The organism is Tepidicaulis marinus (assembly GCF_000739695.1).
GTDB classification, from domain to species: domain Bacteria; phylum Pseudomonadota; class Alphaproteobacteria; order Parvibaculales; family Parvibaculaceae; genus Tepidicaulis; species Tepidicaulis marinus.
Map to the genome: position 1 here is coordinate 174,579 of NZ_BBIO01000001.1, position 21,405 is coordinate 195,983.

16 protein-coding genes are annotated in these 21,405 nt (G+C 60.7%); 6 read left to right on the forward strand and 10 right to left on the reverse strand.

Annotated elements, in window-relative coordinates; translation table 11 throughout:
* Positions 1-17 precede the first annotated feature (17 nt).
* Genes leuS through holA form a run of 3 tightly spaced genes read left to right on the forward strand, consistent with a single transcriptional unit; the run spans position 18 to position 4,215 of the window.
* Positions 18-2,642: a leucine--tRNA ligase gene (gene leuS / locus M2A_RS00985; protein ID WP_045441809.1), complete on the forward strand. Its 2,625-nt coding sequence runs from the start codon at positions 18-20 to the stop codon at positions 2,640-2,642.
* On the forward strand, positions 2,629-3,150 hold the full coding sequence (locus M2A_RS00990; RefSeq protein WP_045441812.1) for an LPS assembly lipoprotein LptE: 522 nt from the start codon (positions 2,629-2,631) through the stop codon (positions 3,148-3,150). Before leuS ends, M2A_RS00990 begins: the two co-directional genes overlap by 14 nt.
* 30 nt (positions 3,151-3,180) lie before the next feature.
* Positions 3,181-4,215: a DNA polymerase III subunit delta gene (holA, locus tag M2A_RS00995; RefSeq protein WP_045441814.1), complete on the forward strand. Its 1,035-nt coding sequence runs from the start codon at positions 3,181-3,183 to the stop codon at positions 4,213-4,215.
* An 84-nt stretch (positions 4,216-4,299) separates the two neighbouring features.
* Here holA and leuA read toward each other — a convergent pair whose 3' ends face one another.
* From leuA to mnmE, 6 genes are all read right to left on the reverse strand, one after another.
* Entirely contained in the window at positions 4,300-6,024 is a 1,725-nt protein-coding gene (leuA, locus tag M2A_RS01000; protein WP_081875282.1) for a 2-isopropylmalate synthase, read from the reverse strand.
* Positions 6,025-6,404: 380 nt separating this feature from the next.
* Positions 6,405-7,337: a ParB/RepB/Spo0J family partition protein gene (locus M2A_RS01005; protein ID WP_045441816.1), complete on the reverse strand. Its 933-nt coding sequence runs from the start codon at positions 7,335-7,337 to the stop codon at positions 6,405-6,407.
* A 259-nt stretch (positions 7,338-7,596) separates the two neighbouring features.
* Complete coding sequence (locus tag M2A_RS01010) at positions 7,597-8,451, reverse strand: ParA family protein (RefSeq protein WP_045442305.1); 855 nt, start codon at positions 8,449-8,451, stop codon at positions 7,597-7,599.
* 37 nt (positions 8,452-8,488) lie between these two features.
* The gene (gene rsmG / locus M2A_RS01015) at positions 8,489-9,151 is read right to left on the reverse strand and encodes a 16S rRNA (guanine(527)-N(7))-methyltransferase RsmG (protein ID WP_045441818.1); all 663 of its coding nucleotides are present in this window, start codon (positions 9,149-9,151) and stop codon (positions 8,489-8,491) included.
* Complete coding sequence (gene mnmG / locus M2A_RS01020; protein WP_045441820.1) at positions 9,148-11,028, reverse strand: tRNA uridine-5-carboxymethylaminomethyl(34) synthesis enzyme MnmG; 1,881 nt, start codon at positions 11,026-11,028, stop codon at positions 9,148-9,150. Before mnmG ends, rsmG begins: the two co-directional genes overlap by 4 nt.
* 172 nt (positions 11,029-11,200) lie before the next feature.
* Positions 11,201-12,556: a tRNA uridine-5-carboxymethylaminomethyl(34) synthesis GTPase MnmE gene (mnmE, locus tag M2A_RS01025; protein ID WP_045441823.1), complete on the reverse strand. Its 1,356-nt coding sequence runs from the start codon at positions 12,554-12,556 to the stop codon at positions 11,201-11,203.
* A 204-nt stretch (positions 12,557-12,760) separates the two neighbouring features.
* Here mnmE and M2A_RS01030 point away from each other — a divergent pair, with 204 nt between their 5' ends.
* From M2A_RS01030 to M2A_RS01040, 3 genes are all read left to right on the forward strand, one after another.
* Entirely contained in the window at positions 12,761-14,791 is a 2,031-nt protein-coding gene (locus tag M2A_RS01030; protein ID WP_045441826.1) for a thioredoxin domain-containing protein, read from the forward strand.
* 96 nt (positions 14,792-14,887) lie between these two features.
* Complete coding sequence (locus M2A_RS01035; protein ID WP_045441828.1) at positions 14,888-15,601, forward strand: dienelactone hydrolase family protein; 714 nt, start codon at positions 14,888-14,890, stop codon at positions 15,599-15,601.
* A gap of 72 nt (positions 15,602-15,673) precedes the next feature.
* On the forward strand, positions 15,674-16,648 hold the full coding sequence (locus M2A_RS01040) for a quinone oxidoreductase family protein (RefSeq protein ID WP_045441830.1): 975 nt from the start codon (positions 15,674-15,676) through the stop codon (positions 16,646-16,648).
* 129 nt (positions 16,649-16,777) lie between these two features.
* Here M2A_RS01040 and rho read toward each other — a convergent pair whose 3' ends face one another.
* From rho to hemE, 4 genes are all read right to left on the reverse strand, one after another.
* Positions 16,778-18,043 (reverse strand): transcription termination factor Rho, encoded by a 1,266-nt coding sequence (gene rho / locus M2A_RS01045; RefSeq protein WP_045442307.1) that lies wholly within the window; start codon positions 18,041-18,043, stop codon positions 16,778-16,780.
* Between the two features lie 311 nt (positions 18,044-18,354).
* The gene (gene hemJ, locus M2A_RS01050; protein WP_045441831.1) at positions 18,355-18,798 is read right to left on the reverse strand and encodes a protoporphyrinogen oxidase HemJ; all 444 of its coding nucleotides are present in this window, start codon (positions 18,796-18,798) and stop codon (positions 18,355-18,357) included.
* Positions 18,799-18,860: 62 nt separating this feature from the next.
* Positions 18,861-19,916 carry a ferrochelatase gene (gene hemH / locus M2A_RS01055; protein ID WP_045441832.1) on the reverse strand — a complete coding sequence of 352 codons (1,056 nt, stop codon included), beginning with the start codon at positions 19,914-19,916 and terminating at the stop codon, positions 18,861-18,863.
* An 8-nt stretch (positions 19,917-19,924) separates the two neighbouring features.
* The gene (hemE, locus tag M2A_RS01060) at positions 19,925-20,962 is read right to left on the reverse strand and encodes a uroporphyrinogen decarboxylase (RefSeq protein WP_045441833.1); all 1,038 of its coding nucleotides are present in this window, start codon (positions 20,960-20,962) and stop codon (positions 19,925-19,927) included.
* Positions 20,963-21,405: the final 443 nt, after the last annotated feature.

Sequence of the window (21,405 nt, forward strand, 5' to 3'; positions counted from 1 at the left end):
GAGAGCACGACCCGACCATGGCCAGTCCCGATACGACCGACACCGCCCGCTATAACGCCAAGACCGCCGAGCCCAAATGGCAAGAGACCTGGGACCGGCAAGGCTGTTTCCGCACGCGCGAGGAAAGCGAGGCGCCGGGCAAGGACAAATATTATGTCCTGGAGATGTTCCCTTATCCTTCCGGCCGCATCCATATGGGCCATGTGCGCAATTATACGATGGGCGATGTCATTGCCCGCTTCAAACGCGCCCGCGGCTTCAACGTGCTCCATCCGATGGGCTGGGACGCGTTCGGCATGCCGGCGGAAAACGCGGCGATGGAAAACAAGGTCCATCCCGCCGACTGGACCTATAAGAACATCGCCGCCATGCGCGGCCAGCTCCAGGCCATGGGCCTTGCCATCGACTGGGAGCGGGAATTTGCAACCTGCGATCCTTCTTACTACCGCCACGAGCAGGCGATGTTTCTCGACATGGTCGAGGCCGGTCTCATCACCCGCAAGAAAAGTTATGTGAACTGGGACCCGGTGGACATGACCGTGCTTGCCAATGAGCAAGTGATCGACGGCAAGGGCTGGCGCTCGGGCGCGCCCGTCGAACGGCGCGAGCTTACCCAATGGTTTTTCAAGATCACTGACAAGGCCGACGATCTTTTGAAAGGGCTCGAGGGGCTGGAGCGCTGGCCCGACAAAGTCCGCATCATGCAGACCAACTGGATCGGCCGCTCCGAAGGCGCGCGCGTTTTCTTCCCCGTGGAAGGTCTGTCTAAGGACTATTCCCTTGAAGTCTTCACCACCCGGCCCGATACGCTGTTCGGCGCCTCCTTCTGCGCGCTCTCGCCCGGCCATCCGCTGACCCGCGAACTTGCGGAAAAAGATGCCAAGCTTGCCGCCTTCGTGCGCGAATGCGAACAGCTCGGCACCAGCGAGGAAGCGATCGAAACCGCCGAGAAGAAAGGCTATGACACGGGCCTGCGCGCCCGCCATCCTTTCATCGAAGGTCATTCCGTTCCCGTCTTCATCGCAAATTTCGTGCTGATGGATTACGGCACGGGCGCGATTTTCGGCTGCCCCGCCCATGATCAGCGTGACATGGATTTCGCCCGCAAATATGCCCTGCCCGTTTTGCCCGTCGTGGCGCCGAAAAAACTGCAAGGCGCGGAGCTTGAAACATTCCTGAGCGAACTTGGCGAGGCAAACGAAGCCTTCGACGGAGACGGCGTTGCCGTCAATTCCGATTTCCTCAATGGGCTGGAAGTGACCGAGGCCAAACGGGCCGCCATCGAAAAGCTCGAAGCGCTGAAACTCGGCGAGGGCACGGTCAATTACCGCCTGCGCGACTGGGGCATCTCGCGCCAGCGCTATTGGGGCTGCCCGATCCCGATCATCCATTGTCCCTCTTGCGGCAGCGTGCCGGTGCCCCGCGCCGACTTGCCGGTGGAACTGCCCAGGGACGTGAGCTTTGAAAAGCCGGGCAATCCGCTCGACCATCATGCCACCTGGAAACATGTCGCCTGCCCGAAATGCGGCGGCAAGGCCGAGCGCGAAACCGACACGTTCGACACGTTCGTCGATTCTTCCTGGTATTTCGCCCGCTTCTGTTCGCCGAAAGCCGAAACGCCGACCGATATCGCCGCCGCCAATTACTGGCTGCCGGTCGATCAATATATCGGCGGGGTCGAGCACGCGGTGCTGCACCTTCTTTATGCGCGCTTTTTCACCCGCGCCATGAAAGAGACGGGTCATGTGGGGCTCGATGAGCCCTTCACCGGCCTTTTCACGCAAGGCATGGTGACGCACGAAACCTATAAAGGCCCGGACGGGCGCTGGGTGGCGCCGGACGAGCTTTTCTGGAAAGACGGCAAACCCTTCCTTGATGAAGCAGCTCGGACACCGGTAAAAGTCGGCGCCATCGAAAAGATGTCGAAATCGAAGCGCAACACGATTGATCCTACCGCCATTATCGATCAATACGGTGCCGACACCGCCCGCTGGTTCATGCTCTCCGACAGCCCGCCCGAGCGCGATGTGCAATGGACGGAAGAAGGGGTGGAAGGCGCCTGGCGCTTCACTCAGCGCTTCTGGCGCATCGTCACCGGCGATCCGGCAAGCCTGGCTGAGCCCGGCGCCCCCATGCCGGCCCTCGATGAAGTGGCGGAAGCGCTCCACCGCACCGCGCATCAGATCCTCGCCGCCCTCACCGCCCATATCGAAGCGCTGCAGTTCAACAAGGCCGTTGCCAGGATTTACGAGCTGGCCAATGCCATTTCCGCCTTCAAGCCGCAGGATGAAGCGGCCGGCAAATGGGTCAAACGCGAGGCCGTGGACATGCTGGTGCAGATGGCCGCGCCCATGATGCCGCATCTGGCCGAAGAAAGCTGGCAGGCGCTCGGCCATGAAACGATCCTTGCCGAAACGCCCTGGCCCATTGCGGACGAGAGCCTTTTGGTGGAAGACTCCGTTACCCTGCCCGTGCAGGTGAACGGGAAACGGCGCGATGAAGTGACCGTGCCCCGCGATGCCGATAAAGCCGCCGTGGAGCAAGCCGCTCTCGGCCTGGAAAAGGTGCGCAATGCCCTGGACGGCAAAACGCCGAAAAAGGTCATTGTCGTGCCGGGACGGATTGTGAATGTCGTGGTTTAAAGAGCGCCGGGCCGTTCTGGTCCTTCTTGTGGCCGCAGGTTTTGCCCTTGGCGGCTGCGGCTTCCATCCGCTTTATACGGACCGCACCGGCGGCGCGCCCGTCAAAGCCAAGCTGCAAAACGTTTCCGTCAGTGCGCCCGGCACGTCTTATGGCCGCAATCTGAAATTCACGCTCGAAGACCTGATGGGTGCGGCAGGCAATCAGGGCACCCGCTATCAGCTCTCGCTGACCCCGACCATTTACGAAACCGACATCGCCGTGCAGCAGGACACCGAAGTGACCCGCAGCAATATCCGCATGACAACACCCTTCTCGCTTTACGATCAGGAATTGGGCGAGGTTGTCTTCAAAGGCACGGCGCTCAGCGTCGCCTCTTATAACCGCGTCGATTCCGAATTCGCCAATGTCATCGCCACACGCGATGCCGAAGAGCGCGTCTCGAACGACACCGCCCGCGACATCTACACCAGGCTGAGCATCTTCTTCGAGCGTCAGGGCCGGAGCTGACGCGGAAAGCTGCAGAAGGACCCGCGCCCCGTGAAGCTGAAGCCGAGGGAAATCGACGCCTTTATCCGCAAACCGGATCCCGCGGTGCAGGCGATTCTCGTTTTCGGGCCCGACCAGGGACTGGTGCAGGAACGCTGCCGCCAGCTTGCTAAGACCGTGCTCGAAGATCTCACCGATCCCTTCCGCCTGACCGATATGAGCGATGCGGATTTGCGCCAGGACCCGGCGCGCCTTGCCGATGAAGCCGCCGCCATTTCCATGATGGGCGGGCGGCGCGTCGTGCGTGTGCGCGGCGCGGCGGACGGGCTTTCGAAAACCTTCAAAAGCTTTCTGGAAAATCCGGCAGGCGATGCGCTGATCATCGTCTCGGCGGGCGAGCTCACGCCCCGCTCCTCTTTGCGCAAAACCTTCGAGGACGCAAAAAACGGCGCCGCCATCGCCTGTTATGCCGATGACGCACAGGCGCTGGAAAGGGTTATCCGCACACGGCTGAAAGAAGCAGGGCTTAGCATCGATGCCGCCGCCACCAACTATCTTCAGGCCCATCTCGGCGGCGATCGGGGCGTCACGTTGCAGGAACTCGACAAGCTCATTCTCTACATGGGCTCCGCCGAGCAGCCCGAGGTGACGCTGGAAGACGTGCAGGCCTGCGTGGGGGATACGGCGGCGATGAGCGTCGATGAAGTGGTAGACGCCTCTCTCGGCGGCGATCTTTCCTCGCTCGACCGGGCGCTCATCAAAGCGCGCGAGGCCGACACAAGCCCCGTCATGCTGCTCAATGCCGTCACCCGCCATGCCGAACAGCTCCATCTTTTGACGGGACAGGCAGAAGCGGGTGCCCCGCGCGACGGGCTGTTGCGCACCATCCGCCCGCCCCTTCACTTCCGAAGGGAAGCAGCCGTCAAACGCCAGCTTTCCTTATGGACGCGGGCGCGGCTCGACCGGGCGCTGATGCTGCTCGAAGAAGCCGACCGGCAATGCAAGACAACGGGCATGCCCGATTGGGCGGTCTGCGCTCAGGTGCTCTTCCGCATCGGCCAAGGCGCGCGCGCCGGCAGACGCTAGGGTAAGTCCAGGCAAGCATTCAAAAAAGAGAAAAGGCCGGGCGCAGTGCCCGGCCTTTTGGTTCTTCCGAAAGCGGAAGGATCGTCAGATATCGGAGGCCTGATTGGCCGCGCTGATCAGCGCTTTCAAGGAAGCCTGCACGATATTGGGATGAATGCCGACACCCCAGATCGTGGAACCGTCCGGCCCCTCCACTTCCACATAGGCAACGGCGGCTGCATCCGCGCCCGTGCCCACCGCATGTTCGGTGTAGTTCTTCAAACGCATATCGACATTGCATTCGCTGCGCAGCGCATTGACGAAGGCAGCGATCGGCCCGTTGCCCTTGCCGTGTATCTCGCGCAGCTTGCCCTTGTCCTTGATCTCGGCGGTGAGCAAACGCCGCTCACTTGCATGCGGATCCGGCGTCGTGCGGTAAGTCACGAACTCGAAAGGCTCGGCGCGGGTGAGATATTTCTTCTCGAAGAAATCCCAGATGAGCTCGGAGGAAACTTCCTTGCCGGTTTCATCCGTGTACTTCTGAATGACCTTCGAGAAACTCGCCTGCAGCGCCTTGGGCAGATCGAGATTGAAGTCGCGCTGAATGAGATAGGAAATCCCGCCCTTGCCCGACTGGCTGTTGACGCGCACGATCGCCTCGTAGCTGCGTCCCAGATCCTGCGGGTCGATGGGCAAATAAGGCACTTCCCAAATATCGCTATTGGCTTTTTCTCTTGCCGCCATGCCCTTCTTGATCGCGTCCTGGTGCGAACCGGAAAAGGCTGTAAAAACGAGATCGCCCACATAAGGATGGCGCGGATGGATCGGCAATTGATTGCACTCGATCGCCACATCGCGCAGCTCGTTGATGTCGCCGATCTCCAATTGCGGATCGATACCCTGCGTGAACATATTGAGCGCGATATTGATCACATCGACATTGCCGGTGCGCTCGCCATTGCCGAAGAGCGTCCCCTCGATCCGGTCCGCCCCGGCCAGAATGCCAAGCTCGGCGGCGGCCACGCCCGTGCCCCGGTCGTTATGGGGGTGCAGCGACAGGATCACACTGTCCCGGCGCGGCAAATTACGGTGCATCCATTCGATCTGGTCGGCATAGATGTTCGGGCTCGCCATTTCCACGGTGGCTGGCAGGTTGAGGATCACCTTACGCTCCGGCGTCGGCTCCCAGACATCCATGACAGCGGCGCAGACATCGCGGGCAAAGTCGAGCTCGGTGCCGGTGAAACTTTCCGGCGAATATTCGAACATCACTTCCGTTTCGGGCATCGCATCGCGCAGCTTCTTGCAGAGCTCGGCGCCTTTCACCGCGATCTCGGTAATGCCGTCCCGGTCCATGCCGAAGACCACCCGGCGCTGCAGCGTCGAGGTGGAATTATAAAGATGGACGATGGCCCGCGGCGCGCCTCTGATCGCTTCGAAGGTCCGCTCGATCAGCTCGGGCCGGGCCTGGGTGAGCACCTGAATGGAAACATCGGCAGGCACTTTTCCCTGCTCGATAATCTCACGCACGAAATTGAAATCCGTGTCGGAGGCTGCCGGAAACCCGACCTCGATTTCCTTGAAGCCCATCTTCACCAGCGCGTCGAACATCTTGTGCTTGCGCCGGCTGTCCATCGGCTCGATCAAAGCCTGGTTGCCATCCCGCAAATCCACCGAGCACCAGATCGGCGCCTTGGTAATGGTACGGCCCGGCCATTGCCGGTCGGGCAGATCGATAGGCTCGAAGGCGCGGTATTTCTGGATCGGCATTGCGCTTTTATGTTGTCGCAAAACCGTATCGCGCGGCGGCAAATTCTTTTCTTGTGTCATGTCATCAATTCCAAATGTCGGAAAGTCTTATACCGGCGCTCCTAGGGAAGGAGCAATGACGGACCGAACCGAGCCGCCGGCTGTCCACTTGATCCGGCGGCCCGAGATAAGTCGCGAAAGGCCGCGTAGAAGAAAAGACAAGACGCCATGCCGCATATCCGCGCGCGCGGAAGGGCGAAAACGAACCGAATGAATGTGAGAAGACATTAACAGCCTCAAGCAATGAAACGACAAAACGACCCTGGGCCCGGCACGCCTTATGCGGCCGGGTTGATAAGTCGTAGCGCTAGGTTCATTGCGATCACTGTCATCATGTCCAAAACTTAAGGGCTCGGGGCCTGCCGCGCAAGTCCCCAGCCCGCGCGCGGGCCCTCGAAAACTCAGCGCACGAGCCCGCCGCCCGAACCGCCTCCATGGGCGAGACGGCGGCAAATCTCATCGAGTTGCTCGAGCGTCTTGTAATGCACTTTTACCTCGCCGCCGCTTTCCCCTTTATGAACGACATCGACATTGAGGCCGAGCGCATCGGAAATATTCTTTTCGAGCGCCCGTGTATCGGCATCTTTTTCCTTGGGAGCGCTGCCGGACGCCGTGCCGCGCCCGCCGCCGGACTTCGCTGCGCCGTCTTTGCGGGTCAGCGCTTCGGCTTCGCGCACGGACAGGCCCTTTTCGACGATTTGCTTGGCCAGCGCCTCGGCATCCGGCCGGCCGACCAGCGCGCGGGCATGGCCGCCCGTCAACTCGCCGCTCGAAATATAGGCGCGCACTTTTTCCGGCAGCGAGAGAAGACGCAAAAGGTTTGCAACATGCGACCGGCTCTTGCCGATCATTTTGGAAAGCTGATCCTGGGTATAATGGAACTGGTCGATCAGGCGCTGATAGCCCGCCGCTTCTTCCACAGCATTGAGATCGGCGCGCTGCACGTTTTCGATAATGGCGATTTCGAGCGATTCATGATCGGTCAGCTCGCGGACGATCACCGGCACCTGATGAAGCTGGGCGGCCTGCGAGGCGCGCCAGCGCCGTTCCCCGGCCACGATCTCGAAGGCGTTTTCCTCATCCGCCAGCGGGCGCACCACGATGGGCTGCAAAATCCCCTTTTCGCGGATCGAATTCGTCAGATCGGCCAGATCTTCTTCGCGGAACGTGTGGCGCGGCTGAAAGGGATTGGGCCGCAAATATTCGATCGGCACCTGGCGGATACCGCGCGCTTCGGCTGCCTCCGTATCCCCCAGATCGATTGCCGTATCTTCCCCGATCAGGGCCGCCAGGCCCCGTCCCAACCGGCTTTTGCTCTGCGCTTCCTCGGCCACCGCCTACCTCCACCTTCTGCCCGCATCCCCTGACGCGGGCCGGGCCGTCGAGCCCAAATCTAATTTGCCGGGCGCTAAGCACTACTTTTGGTAGTACCTATCAACCCCCTTAAGCGCCTCGGCTTTTTATCTAAATGCCGCGCCCGCGCTACCAAGTAGGACAAAGCCGAATCTTTTCAGTGGCTTGTCCCGGCTTCTTAAGAGTCTTAAGAGACTCGTTTAAGTTGCATCACCCCGCCTGCCCCGGTCCATTGCCCGCTCAGGCCGCCGGGCGGTTGCGCAATTTCTGCTCGCGCTGAATGATCTCGGAGGCCAGACGCATATAGGCCTGGCTGCCGGAACAGCGGAAATCATAAACCAGCGCCGGCTTGCCATAAGAAGGCGCCTCGGAAATCCGTACATTGCGCGGAATGACCGTCTTATAAACCTTGTCACCGAGATAGGCGCGCACGTCTTCGGCCACCTGACCGGAGAGATTGTTGCGCTTGTCGAACATGGTCAGCACGATGCCCTGAATTTCCAGCTTCGGATTGAGGCTGGAGCGCACCCGCTCCACCGTGCGCAAAAGCTGGCTGAGGCCTTCCAGCGCAAAGAACTCGCATTGCAAGGGCACGAGAATGGCATCCGCCGCCGTCATCGCATTGATCGTCAGAAGATTGAGCGAAGGCGGGCAATCGATCAGGACATAAGAATAAGGCTGTGATTGAATGGGGCTTGCATCCCGCTCCGGCGCGCGGCCCGCAGGCGGCATCCGGTTCAGTGCATCGCGCAGCCGGTGCGAACGGCGCGCCACGGAGGCAAGCTCAAGCTCGGCGCCAAGCAGGTCCATTGTAGAGGGCGCCACATCGAGCCCCGGCACCTGGGTCGAGACGATCGCATCCTCGATCACCGCCGAGCCGATCAGCACATCATATGTAGAGATCTTACGCGCCTGGCGGTCGATGCCGAGTCCGGTGCTTGCATTGCCTTGCGGATCGAGATCGACGATCAACACCCGCTCGCCCACCGCCGCCAGCGCCGTGCCCAGATTGATGGCGGTCGTGGTTTTGCCGACCCCGCCTTTCTGATTGGCGAGAACCAGCACACGGGGCTTTTTCACGCCCTGATCCGGCATTTGTTTACCGGTGCTGGCAGGCGCTTCCGTGTTCTGATCAAGTGTTTCCACGCGCGAGCCCCTGAAGCTTGACGATCGTACCGGCCGGATCGGATCGGCTAGGTATTTCCTGTGCCTTAAATGTCCAACATTTATGGGCTGCCGTCAATTCATCCCCTACCCCTTGACCCTTCAAAAAGAGCCCGATCGTTTGCGGAGTGAAAAAAGCTGCGGCCCAGTCCAGCAATTGTGTCATTGGGGCGCAGGCCCGTGCCGTCACCACATCGACCGGGCCAAGCGCCCCAGCATCCAAATCCTCTATCCGGCAGGTATGGACCTGCGCCCGGGCGCCGCTCTGGCGCAGCGCCTCCCGCAGAAACGCCGCTTTGCGCCGGTCGCTATCGATCAAATGAATCTCGACATCCCGGTCCGCCAGAAGAATGGCCAGCACCACACCGGGGAAGCCACCCCCGCTTCCCAGATCGACGAGCCGCGTCAGGTTTTCGGGCAGATGAGGCAAAAGCTGAGCGGAGTCGAAAAAATGCCGGCCCCAAAGGGCGTCCAACGTGCTTGCGGAGACAAGATTGATGGAGCGCTGCCACTTTCTCAGACAGGACTCGTAAGCGGCGAGACGGTCCAATGTTTCACGTGAAACAGGCAGAACCGCCGAAAAGGATTCCCTATCAACGACTTGCTGGACATTCTTAGTATGGCTGCTCATTCGCCCGCAACCCGGCGCTTTTCAGGACGTTTCACGTGAATCAAAAGCGCCGTCAAGGCAGCCGGTGTCATGCCCTCGATGCGCCCTGCCTGACCCAAAGTAACTGGCCGGGCATCCATAAGTTTCTGGCGGATTTCTGCCGAAATTCCATGCACTTGCGTATAGTCCAGATCTACGGGAATCCGGAGCTCCTCATCCCGGCGGAAGGCTTTAATATCCGCCGCCTGCCGGTCCAGATAGCCGGCATATTGCGCATCGATCCCCACCTGCTCCAGGATCGCCGGATCGAGCTGCGACAGTTCCGGCCATACTTTTACGACACCGGTCAGCCCGACATCCGGATAGGCCGCCAGATCGAAGGCAGTCCGCCGCACCCCGTCCTGATTGATTTTCAGGCCGCGTTTGGCGAGCTCATTGGGCGTCAGGGCGAGCGAGGTCAGCAACACCCTTGCATCCGTCAGTGCCTGCCGCTTTTCTTCGAAGGCCGACGCCCGCGGCGCCCCCACACAGCCTAGTTCCAGTCCCAAAGGCGTCAGCCGCTGGTCCGCATTATCCGCCCGGAGCGTCAGCCGGTATTCGGCGCGGGAGGTAAACATCCGGTAGGGCTCACTCACCCCCTTGGTGACAAGATCATCGATCATGACGCCGATATAGGCATCCGCCCGGTCGAGAATGAAAGCGTCGCCCCCGCCCGCTGCCCGCGCTGCATTGAGTCCGGCCATCAGGCCCTGTGCTGCCGCCTCTTCATAGCCGGTGGTGCCGTTGATCTGCCCGGCGAGATAAAGCCCCGGCAGCTTCTTTGTTTCAAGCGTTGGCAGCAATTCGCGCGGATCGATGTAATCATACTCGATGGCGTAGCCTGGACGCCGGATCACGGCCTTTTCCAGCCCGGGAATGGTCTTCAGAAATTCTTTCTGAACTTCTTCCGGCAACGCCGTCGAAATACCGTTCGGATAGACCGTGTCGTCATCCAGCCCTTCCGGCTCCAGGAAAATCTGATGAGATTCCCGTTCGGCGAAGCGCACGACTTTATCTTCGATTGAGGGGCAATAGCGCGGCCCCCGCCCTTCGATCCGGCCGCCATAGACCGGCGACTCCTCCAGATTGGCGGCGATAATATCGTGGGTCGCTTTGGTCGTCCGGGTAATACCGCATTCGATCTGCGGCACCGTGATGCTCTTGGTCAGGAAGGAAAACGGCGTCGGCGGGCTATCCGCCGGCTGGGTTTCAAGGGAGGCCCAATCGATGGTCTTTCCGTCAAGCCTCGCCGGCGTTCCCGTCTTCAGGCGGCCGAGCTGAAAGCCAAGCCCATACAGCCTTTCCGATAGGCCGAGCGCCGGCGCTTCCCCGACCCGGCCGGCAGGAATCCGTTCCCGGCCGATGTGAATCATGCCCCGCAAAAATGTGCCTGTGGTCAGCACTACTTTCGGCGCCCCGTAGCGGCGCCCTTCTTCCGTGATGACGCCTTTGAGCTGGCCGTTCTCCACCACCAGATCGTTCACTGCACCGGCAATCACCTTAAGGCCCGGCTGTGTGGCCATTTCCCTTTGCATGGCTTCGCGGTAGAGCTTGCGGTCGCTCTGGGTGCGGGGACCGCGCACCGCCGGTCCCTTGCGCCGGTTGAGCAGACGGAACTGAATGCCGGACGCATCGGCCACCCGGCCCATCACGCCATCCAGCGCGTCAATCTCCCGAACCAGATGCCCCTTGCCCAAGCCGCCAATGGCCGGGTTGCAGGACATCTCACCGATCGTCTCGATCTTATGGGTGAGCAGAAGCGTGCGGGCGCCAAGGCGTGCGGCAGCGGATGCGGCCTCGCATCCGGCATGGCCGCCGCCAATGACAATCACATCATAAGAATCTGTTATGTCGCTCATCTCTTCGCCTGCCGCCGCGCTCCCGCCTGGGAGTTCGGCCCTGTTCTGACTCCCTTTGGCGAGGGCGTCAATGCGGTTGAATGGCCGCGCCGCCCCGCCCCGTCAGTTTTCCACAAAACCCGGACTCCTTTTGTTTCACGTGAAACATCAAAGCCACGGCACCTGGCTTCTACTACTTCCCGATACAGAAATCCCGGAACACCACATCCAATAATTCTTCGACATCCACCCGGCCCGTGAGCCGCCCGAGTGCCCTCAGTGCTTGACGCAATTCCTCACCACCAAGCACCACATCATCTTCCGCCAGCCAGCGCTCCGCACCCGCCAGCCCTGCCACACACTCCTGCAAAGCAATCCGGTGCCGTTCCCGGCTGATCACCGGATTGTCCATTGAGGGGGCAAGACAGCGCACTTTTTGCTCGATCAGCGCAGCCAATTCTTCCAGCCCCTGCCCCTTCTTTACAGATATGGGGAGAAACTCCCGGCCACAAAGCCCGGCAACCGGGACCTGTTCCGGAGCCGAATCCAGATAGTCGGATTTATTGAGCACACACACATCATCCGGCGTGGCTTCCTCGAAAGACCCCAATATCTCGTGTCCTTCCGGGTTGACCGCTGCCATCACGATCCGGAAATCCGCCGTCTCTGCCCGGGCCAAGGCCCGCCGCACACCTTCCGCTTCCACGGCATTTTCCGCCTCACGCAGCCCCGCCGTATCGGCCATCGTCACCGGCAGGCCGGCAAGCTCCATCCGCGCCTCGATCACATCGCGCGTCGTCCCCGCTTCTTCCGAGACAATGGCCGCTTCCCGCCCGCAAAGCCAATTGAGGAGGGAGGATTTGCCGGCATTGGGCGGGCCGACAATCGCGATCTCCAGCCCCCGGCGCACCAGCTCGCCCCGGTAGCCATCGGCCAGCACCGCCTCGATCTCCGATTTGAGCGCGCCCAGACCCGGCAGAATGGAGGCGCCAAGCCCTGCGCCCACATCGCCCTCTTCTTCCCCGAAATCGATATCAGCTTCCACATAGGCGCTCATAGCGATAAGCCGCGCGCGCCAATCTTCCGCCTTCTCCTTCAGCGCTCCGGTCATCTGGCGCAGCGCCTGTTCGCGCTGGCCTGCCGTTTCCGCGTCGATGAGATCGGCAAGGCCCTCGACTTCCGTCAGATCGAGGCGCCCGTTCTCGAAAGCCCGCCGCGTGAAGGCGCCCCGCTCGGCCGGCGCCAGGCCCGGAAGCCTTGTCAGCGCGCCGAGCACCGCCTCCACCACCGCGCGCCCGCCATGGACATGCAGCTCGGCGACATCTTCGCCGGTAAAACTCGCCGGACTTTTGAAAAAGAGCACCAGCGCCTCATCAAGCCAGGCCCCGGTTGCCGGATCGCGCAGCCGCCGCAGCACCGCCTGGCGCGGCGCGCCCGGCTCCCTGCCGCTCAGCTTTTCTATAGCCGCGCCTGCGCCCGGCCCCGAAATCCGGATTACCGCCACCCCGCCTTTACCTGGCGGTGTAGAGAGCGCAAAGATCGTTTCCATTCCGAATCGAGCCCTTCCCGTCCGGCTGTCCCCAAGGCCCAACAGCCACAGGATTTTCGCAATCACTTCATGGACATAGAGCTTGCCGCCCTGATACCGTCCGCTACATATCGGAGGGGCGGTTTCCTGCCCCCGGCGCGCCCTCTCCAGGCGGCCCGGCCCCCGCGCCTCTCACGTCCCCGCGCCTCTTACGTCAAGGACCCCATGACCCAGACCCGCGCTCAGAACCAGCTTGCCAGCCAAACCAGTCCCTACCTTCTCCAGCACAAGGACAACCCCGTGCATTGGCGGCCCTGGGGCCCCGAGGCGCTGGCGGAGGCGAAAGCTTCGGGCAAGCCCATCCTGCTTTCGGTCGGCTATGCCGCCTGCCACTGGTGCCATGTCATGGCGCATGAGAGTTTCGAGAACCCCGAAATCGCCGCACTCATGAACGATCGTTTCATCAATATCAAGGTCGATCGCGAGGAACGGCCCGATATCGATGCCATCTATATGTCCGCCCTGCACATGCTCGGCGAACAGGGCGGCTGGCCGCTGACCATGTTCCTGACGCCGGACGGCGAGCCTTTTTGGGGCGGCACCTATTTTCCGCCCGAGCCGCGTTACGGCCGCCCCGGCTTCCCGCAAATCCTGCAGGAAATTTCGCGCATCTTCCGCGAAGAGCCGCAAAAAGTCGACGCCAATCGCACCGCGCTGACGAAAGCCTTGCAGGCCCGCTCGTTGAAAGACGCGCGCGGCACCCCGCCGCCCGATCTTGCGGCCCGCGTCGCAGGCAAGCTTCTGCAGGTGATGGACGCGCAAAATGGCGGCATCCAGGGCGCGCCCAAATTTCCGCAAACCGGCATTCTGACGCTGCTTTGGCGCAACTATCTGCACACGGAAGATGAGGCATTCGCTGCCCCCGTGCGCAAGGCGCTCGATCACATGTGCGAAGGCGGTATCTATGATCATTTGGGCGGGGGCTTTGCCCGCTACTCTGTCGATGCGCAGTGGCTCGTACCGCATTTCGAAAAGATGCTCTACGACAATGCCCTGCTTCTCGATCTTCTGACCCTTGTCTGGCGCACCACCGGCGATGCCCGCTATGCCGCGCGCATCGAAGAGACGGTGACCTGGCTCAACCGGGAAATGATCGCCGATGGCGGAGGCTTTGCCGCCAGCCTCGATGCGGATAGCGAGGGCGAGGAAGGCAAGTTCTATGTCTGGTCGGCGGCGGAGATCGATGCCGCCCTTGGCGAGGATGCGGCACTTTTCAAACAGGCCTATGACATTAGCCCTGCCGGCAATTGGGAAGGCAAGAGCATCCCGAACCGCCTCCATGCCGCGGATGCCCCGTTCGATACCACCCTCGATAACGAACTGAAACCCTCCCGCGCCGCGCTTCTTGCCTTGCGCGAGGAGCGCGTGCGCCCCGGCTGGGACGATAAAGTCTTGAGCGATTGGAACGGTCTTGCCATCGCCGCCCTTGCCCGCGCCGGTGCCGCTTTCGAGCGCCGCGACTGGGTGGAGCTTGCCCAGCGCGCCTTTAACTTCGTTACCGGCACCATGTATGTGGGCGGAAGGCTTTTCCATTCCTGGCGGCAGGCGAAACTGCAGCACCGCGCCATGGCGGACGGACTTGCCGCGATGATCGATGCGGCCCTCGCACTCTTTAAAGCCACGGGCGCGCGCGCCTATATCGAGCAGGCCGAAGCCTGGGTGGAAGAGCTCGACACGCATTACTGGGCCGAACCGCAAGGGGGTTATTATTTCACGCCCAATGATGCCGACGCGCTCATCACCCGTATCCGCACGGTCCAGGACGATGCAACGCCTGCCGCCAACGGCATGCTGCCCGGCCTCCTCGTCAAGCTCCATGCGCTGACCGGCAAGCTGCATTATCTTGAGCGCGCCGATCAGATCCTTGCCGCCTTTGCAGGCGAGGCCGAGCAGAACGCCTTCCCGCTTGCCTCTTTCCTTGTCAGCCTCGATACCCGTCTCAACCTCGTGCAGATCGTGCTCATCGGCGAAGGCGATGCGCTGGCTCCTTTCCGCGCCGCCGCCGCCCGCGCCCCGCTTGGCGATTATGTGCTTGAGGAACTGGCGCCGGGAGACGACTTGCCGGATGCCCATCCCGCAAAAGGCAAAACCCAGCAGGAGGGCAAGCCCACCGCCTATATTTGCCGCGGCGATACCTGTTCCCTGCCGGTCACGGACCTGGCAGAGTTCGAAAAACAACTCGGCGCTGCCCGCTGACGGGCACGCGCCAAGCAGCTAAGCTGCGCGCAGTAACATCGAACCGGCGCGCCCCGCGCGGCCGCCGCCTCTAAAAGCCATAACAGGGAGATACACATGCCCGGTAATTTTCTGCCAGGACAGGACGTCACCATCAAAGGCCCGGACGGGGATTTTTCGGGCTATCTATCCGTGCCCAAATCCGGCTCCGGTCCCGGCATCGTCGTCATTCAGGAAATTTTCGGCGTCAACCAAGTGATGCGCGACATCACCGAATGGCTGGCCGATCAGGGATATGTCGCGCTCTGCCCCGATCTCTTCTGGCGCATCGAGCCCGGCATCCAGATCACCGATAAGACGGATGAAGAATGGAAACAGGCTTTCGATCTTTTCGGCAAGTTCGACGTCGATAAAGGCGTGACCGACATTCAAGCGGCGATCGATCATTTGCGCGGGCTCGATGCCTGCACCGGCAAGGTCGGCGCGGTCGGTTATTGCCTCGGCGGCCAGCTTGCCTATCTCACCGCCGCGCGCACCAATGCGGACGCCGCTGTCGGTTATTACGGCGTCAACATTCAAAACCTGCTCGGCGAAGCCAAAAACATCAAAAAGCCCCTCGCGCTGCATGTGGCAGGCAAGGACGAGTTCGTGCCCAAAGAAGCCCAGGAACAGATCATTGCCGGGCTGCAGGATCATCCTGAGGTCACGCTCTATACTTACCCCGAGCGCGACCACGCTTTCGCCCGCGAAGGCGGCGCGCATTATCACCCCGCCGACGCAAAGACAGCGAACACGCGCACACTCGATTTCTTCAAGAAAAATCTGGGTTGACGGCCGCTGACGATAAGGGAGGCGCTTGCCTCCCTTATCCCTTTGCCGCGCCCCCTTCAAAGGAACCGCCCCATGATCAAAGCCATCCGCATCCACGAGACCGGCGGACCGGGCGTCATGAAACTCGAAGAGATCGAGCTGCCCGCCCCCGGCAAGGGCGAGGTCCGCATCCGCCACAAGGCGATCGGCGTCAATTTCATCGACACCTATCATCGCACGGGTCTTTACCCGCTGCCCCTGCCCGTGGGCCTCGGGCTGGAAGCTGCCGGCATTGTCGAGGCGGTGGGCAACGGTGTGACGAACCTGAAAGAAGGCGACCGGGTGGCTTATGGCGCGGGCCCCCTCGGCGCTTATGCCGAGGCGATCAACGCCCCGGCAAACCGCATCGCCAAGGTGCCGGACGGGGTGAGCGATGAGCAGGCCGCTTCCCTCATGCTGAAAGGCATGACGGTCCGCTATCTCTTCAAGGAAACCTATCCTTTGAAAAAAGGCGACACGGTGCTTTTCCATGCCGCGGCCGGCGGTGTCGGCCTCATTGCCTGCCAATGGGCAAAGGATATGGGCGTCAAGCTGATCGGCACCGCGGGCTCGGATGAAAAATGCGCCCTCGCCAAATCCCATGGCGCGGCCCATGTCATCAATTATTCCAAGGAAGATGTGGTGGCCCGGGTGAAAGAGATCACCGGCGGCAAAGGCGTGCCTGTGGTTTATGACGGGGTCGGTAAGGACACATTCGAAATCTCATTGGACTGCCTCTCCCGGCGCGGCCTCCTTGCCACTTTCGGCAATGCCTCCGGGCCCGTCACCGGGGTCAATCTCGGTATCCTCACTCAAAAGGGGTCGGTCTATGTCACCCGCCCCTCGATGATGGATTACCTCGTCACCGACGAGGAGCTTGCCGCCACCACCGCCGATGTCTTCGATGCGGTCGCCCGCGGCGCCATCAAGATCGATGTCAACCAGCGCTACGCCCTCAAAGACGCCGTCCAGGCCCATAAGGATCTGGAGGGGCGCAAGACCACCGGCGCAAGCGTGCTGCTGCCTTAAACGCGGATTGGAGGAATTCGGTCCTTAAAGGACCAAAGATTCTCCAATAACGAAGATTGCTGCTTTAAAAAAATTCACCCCGGGAAAATTCCCGGGGTGTTTTAACGTCCAAGTAACCGTAAGTTCCGATCAAGTATTCATACTGTCGAAGAACTCGGCATTGTTTTTCGTCTGCTTGAGCTTGTCGAGCAGGAACTCGATGGCGTCCACCGTGCCCATCGGGTTGAGGATCCGGCGCAGCACATACATCTTCTGCAGCTCGGCCTTGTCGATAAGAAGCTCTTCTTTCCGGGTGCCGGATTTGAGAATATCCATGGCCGGGAAGACGCGCTTGTCGGCCACCTTCCGGTCGAGCACGATTTCCGAGTTACCCGTGCCTTTGAATTCCTCGAAGATCACTTCGTCCATCCGGCTGCCGGTATCGATCAGCGCCGTGGCGATGATGGTGAGCGAGCCGCCTTCCTCGATATTACGCGCCGCGCCGAAGAAGCGTTTCGGGCGCTGCAGGGCATTGGCGTCCACACCGCCGGTCAGCACCTTGCCAGAGCTCGGCACCACCGTGTTATAGGCGCGCCCGAGGCGGGTGATGGAATCGAGCAGGATCACCACATCGCGCCCATGTTCGACCAGGCGCTTGGCTTTCTCGATCACCATTTCAGCGACCTGGACGTGGCGCACCGCCGGCTCATCGAAAGTCGAGGAAATCACTTCCCCCTTCACCGAGCGCTGCATATCCGTCACTTCTTCCGGCCGCTCGTCGATCAAGAGCACGATCAAATAGCATTCAGGATGATTGGCGGTGATGGAATGAGCGATGTTCTGCAGGAGCACCGTCTTACCCGTACGCGGCGGCGCGACGATCAGCGCGCGCTGGCCTTTGCCGAGGGGCGCCACCATATCGATTACGCGGGCGGAACGATCTTTCAGGGTGGGATCGTCCACTTCCATCTCGATCTTCTCATCCGGATAAAGCGGCGTCAGATTGTCGAAATGGACTTTGTGGCGGGTCTTTTCCGGCGATTCAAAATTGATCGTGTTGACCTTGAGCAGCGCGAAATAGCGCTCGCCGTCTTTCGGTCCCCGGATCTCCCCTTCCACCGTATCCCCGGTGCGCAGCGAAAAGCGGCGGATCTGCGAGGGGGAGACGTAAATATCGTCAGGCCCCGGCAGATAGTTGGCCTGCGGCGAGCGCAGAAAGCCGAACCCGTCCTGCAGCACTTCCACCACCCCTTCACCGATAATATCGATGCCTTGTTCGGCCAGTTTTTTCAAAATGGCGAACATCATGTCCTGGGTGCGCAGCGTACTGGCGTTTTCCACTTCCAGCTCTTCGGCAAAAGCCAGAAGTTCCGTGGGGGATTTGGACTTGAGATCCTGCAGTTTAATCTGCTGCATGAAGCTGACCTTGAGCTTGAAAGAAACCGCGTAAAGCCGTTTCGAATGATTTGAGAAGAAGTCTGAAGGCGGGAAGTTGGAACCCTTCACCCGGCCCGGCTGCTAAACGGCTCATACGCCGCCAACGGCCAATACCTTGTGTGAGCTCTCTCGCGCTCTCACCTGCCGGCCCAGAAATGTTTTGAAATGCCTGTCCCGGAGATGAGCGGCGGCGCCACAAGAAACGGCGCGCCGGACCGTTGTGATCGGCCAACGGGAGAAATATACGTCAAAAGCCGCCGATTACAAACAGTCTCCCGCGCACAAATGTGTCAAAAGGGCCGCACAATCACCATGATCACGATAAAAATCGTCAGGAGCGGCGGCACTTCATTGGCGATGCGCAGGAATTTCGATGTATGCGGGCGCTCATCGGCGCCGTAAAGCCGGCACCATTTTACCAGCACGCCGTGATAGGCGGACATAGCAATAACGAGCGTCAGCTTCACATGGAACCAGCCTTCGGAAAGAAGCGAGGGAATGGTGAGAATGAGCAGGATGCCGAAGAGCCAGGTCGCTCCCATCGCCGGATTGACGATGCGCTTTAAAAGCAGCTCTTCCATACGCTTATAATTTTCCGAGAGCACCGATCCTGTTTCGGTTTCGGAATGATATACGTAAAGCCTTGGAAGATAATACATTCCCGCCATCCAGAAGATAACGGAGATGATGTGAAACGCTTTGATCCAGAGATAAAAGGGCTGCAGAAATTCCATCGTTCCGGTTTCGACTCTTTTAAGTTTTGATCCCTGGAGCCCGCTGGAAGGCTTTTCTTCCGTCAGGAAATCCCGGCAATAGCCCGCTCGGCCGTACATACATGCCCCGGCGCATCTTCCGGGCAAAGCACGCCGGTATTGTTCAGGCTTTCAAGCACCAGCCGCGCCAGCCCGTCGATAAAACCCCGCTCGGTGCCCACCGCCGCAACCCGCACATAAGCCGGCACCCCGCTTTCACGCGCCAGTTTGCCATATTCGATATCGAGCTCCACCAGCGTTTCCGAATGTTCGGAGACAAAAGCGATGGGCACGACGACCAGCGCCTTGCCCTCGGCGCCCGCCCGCTCGATTTCCTTGTCCGTGGCCGGGCCGATCCATTCGAGCGGCCCCACCCGGCTTTGATAGCAGGTCTGCCAGTCGAGACCCGGAATGGCCAGCTCCTTGACGATCGCCGCGCAGCTTTGCTCGACCTGGGCCTGATAAGGATCGCCGTCCTCGATGACTTTTTTCGGCAGGCCGTGGGCGGAAAAGAGCACGCGGGCTTTTTCCGGCCCGCCCGCTTCTTCGAGCGCCGGGCGGATCAGCCCGGCATAAGAAGAAATGAAACCGGGTTCGGTTGGGTAACAGCAAACCACATGAACGGGCGCTTTCAGTCCGGCTTCCCCTGCCGCGCGCATCCAATCCTTGAACGAGGATTCGGTCGTTGTTGTGGAATAGTGCGGGTAAAGCGGCAAGAGAACGATTTCATCGGCGCCCCAGGCTTTCACCTGCGCCGCCGCTTCATCGGCAAAAGGATGCCAGTAGCGCATGGCAAGAAAGGTCTTTGCCTCGATTTTCCCCGCCGCCGCCTGGTCCGCCAGCACCTCTTCCAGCGCCCGGCCTTGCGCCTCAGTCAAAGGCACGAGCGGCGAGCCGCCGCCGAGCTCCGCATAAATCTCCCTGGCAATTGGCGCGCGGCGTTTTGAAATCAGCTTGGCGAGCAAAAAGCGGAACGGATTGGGAATGCGGATAATCGCCGGATCGTTGAAGAGATTGAACAGGAAGGGCTGCACCGCCTCGGGCTTGTCCGGCCCGCCCAAATTCATCAATACGATGGCAACTTTGCGCCGTCCGGTCATGGGATTGCTCACCTGAAATTACGGATGAAGTCCAAAAGCTCAGCCACATGCTCAGGCGGGGTTTGCGGCACGATGCCATGGCCGAGATTGAAGATGAAAGGCCCATCTCCCAGCGCCTCGAGAATACGCGCCGCCGCGGTTTTCATTTCCTCCCCGCCTGCCACCAGCAGCAGCGGATCGAGATTGCCCTGCACGGGCCCCAAAACCTGCACATTGTCCCGCGCCCATTCAGGCGCGATGGCGGTATCGAGACTGACGGCGCTCACCCCCGTCGCCTTGAAATAGTCCGCATAAGCCGGCCCTGCCCCTTTCGGGAAAGCGATGACCGGGATATGGGGCGCTGCCTCTTTCAGCCGCGCGCGGATCTGGCGCACAGGCTCCACGCACCAGCGCTCGAAATGGGCCGGCGGCAAGGACCCTGCCCAAGTATCGAAAAGCTGAATGGCTTCCGCCCCTGCCTCGATCTGGGCGAGAAGATAATCGCCCGTCGCCTCGATGAGGAGATCGATCAGCACCTGAAATTCATCGGGCGCGCGGTAGGCCCAGAGCTTGGCCGCCGCTTGATCGGGCGAGCCGCGCCCGCCCACCATATAGGTCGCAACGGTCCAGGGCGCCCCGGCAAAGCCGATCAGCGCCGTCTCGCGGGGCAGTTCCTTGGAAAGCCGGCGCACCGTCTCAAAGACCGGAGAAAGATGATCGAGCAGCCCGTCCTTGCTTAACGCGGAGAGTTCCTGCGGACCCGTCACGGGTTTCAATACCGGGCCGATCCCCTCTTCAAAACGCACGTCCTGGCCGAGCGCGTCCGGGATCACGAGAATATCGGAAAAGAGGATCGAAGCGTCGAAGCCGTAGCGGCGGATCGGCTGCAGCGTGACCTCGACCGCGAAATCCGGCGTATAGCAAAGATCGAGAAAGCTGCCCGCTTCTTTGCGCACTTGCCGGTACTCGGGCAGATAGCGCCCTGCCTGGCGCATCATCCAGATCGGGGGCACATCGAAAGACTGGCCCTCCAGGGCGGCGAGAAATTTCTTCTTGGGCTCGGTCACGTCATTGCCTGTTTGTCGCGCCAGCCTAAGGGAAAGAGCTGGCCATCTTGTTTCCCGTCTTGCTTACATGCTCGCGTCTTGAATTGCGAGCTTGCAGGTTGCCGCAGGCACCTGCCTCTTATTGGCAGCGCCTTGGAAGGCTGCGTCCTTAAAGGCGCTTTTTGGAGGTCCCCGGTTTATCCACGAGTCCTCCTTCCATCTAAGAATCTATGAAAAGGATGTAGTGGGTAGTGGTTGCCTGTGGATGGTGAGGATCAAATTTGGTCCGGATTCCGCTCACATCAAGCATGACGCTAAAATCTTCTCCGCCCTATGAGGCACGAATGTGCAAAAGCAAGCTTCCGTGAAAAAGCGCGCCGGATTCCAACAGCTTGAATATAAGCGCCCAGGTTGTGGAAAACGGGGATGGCCTGAATGAACCGGAGGCGGAATTTCATATCCGC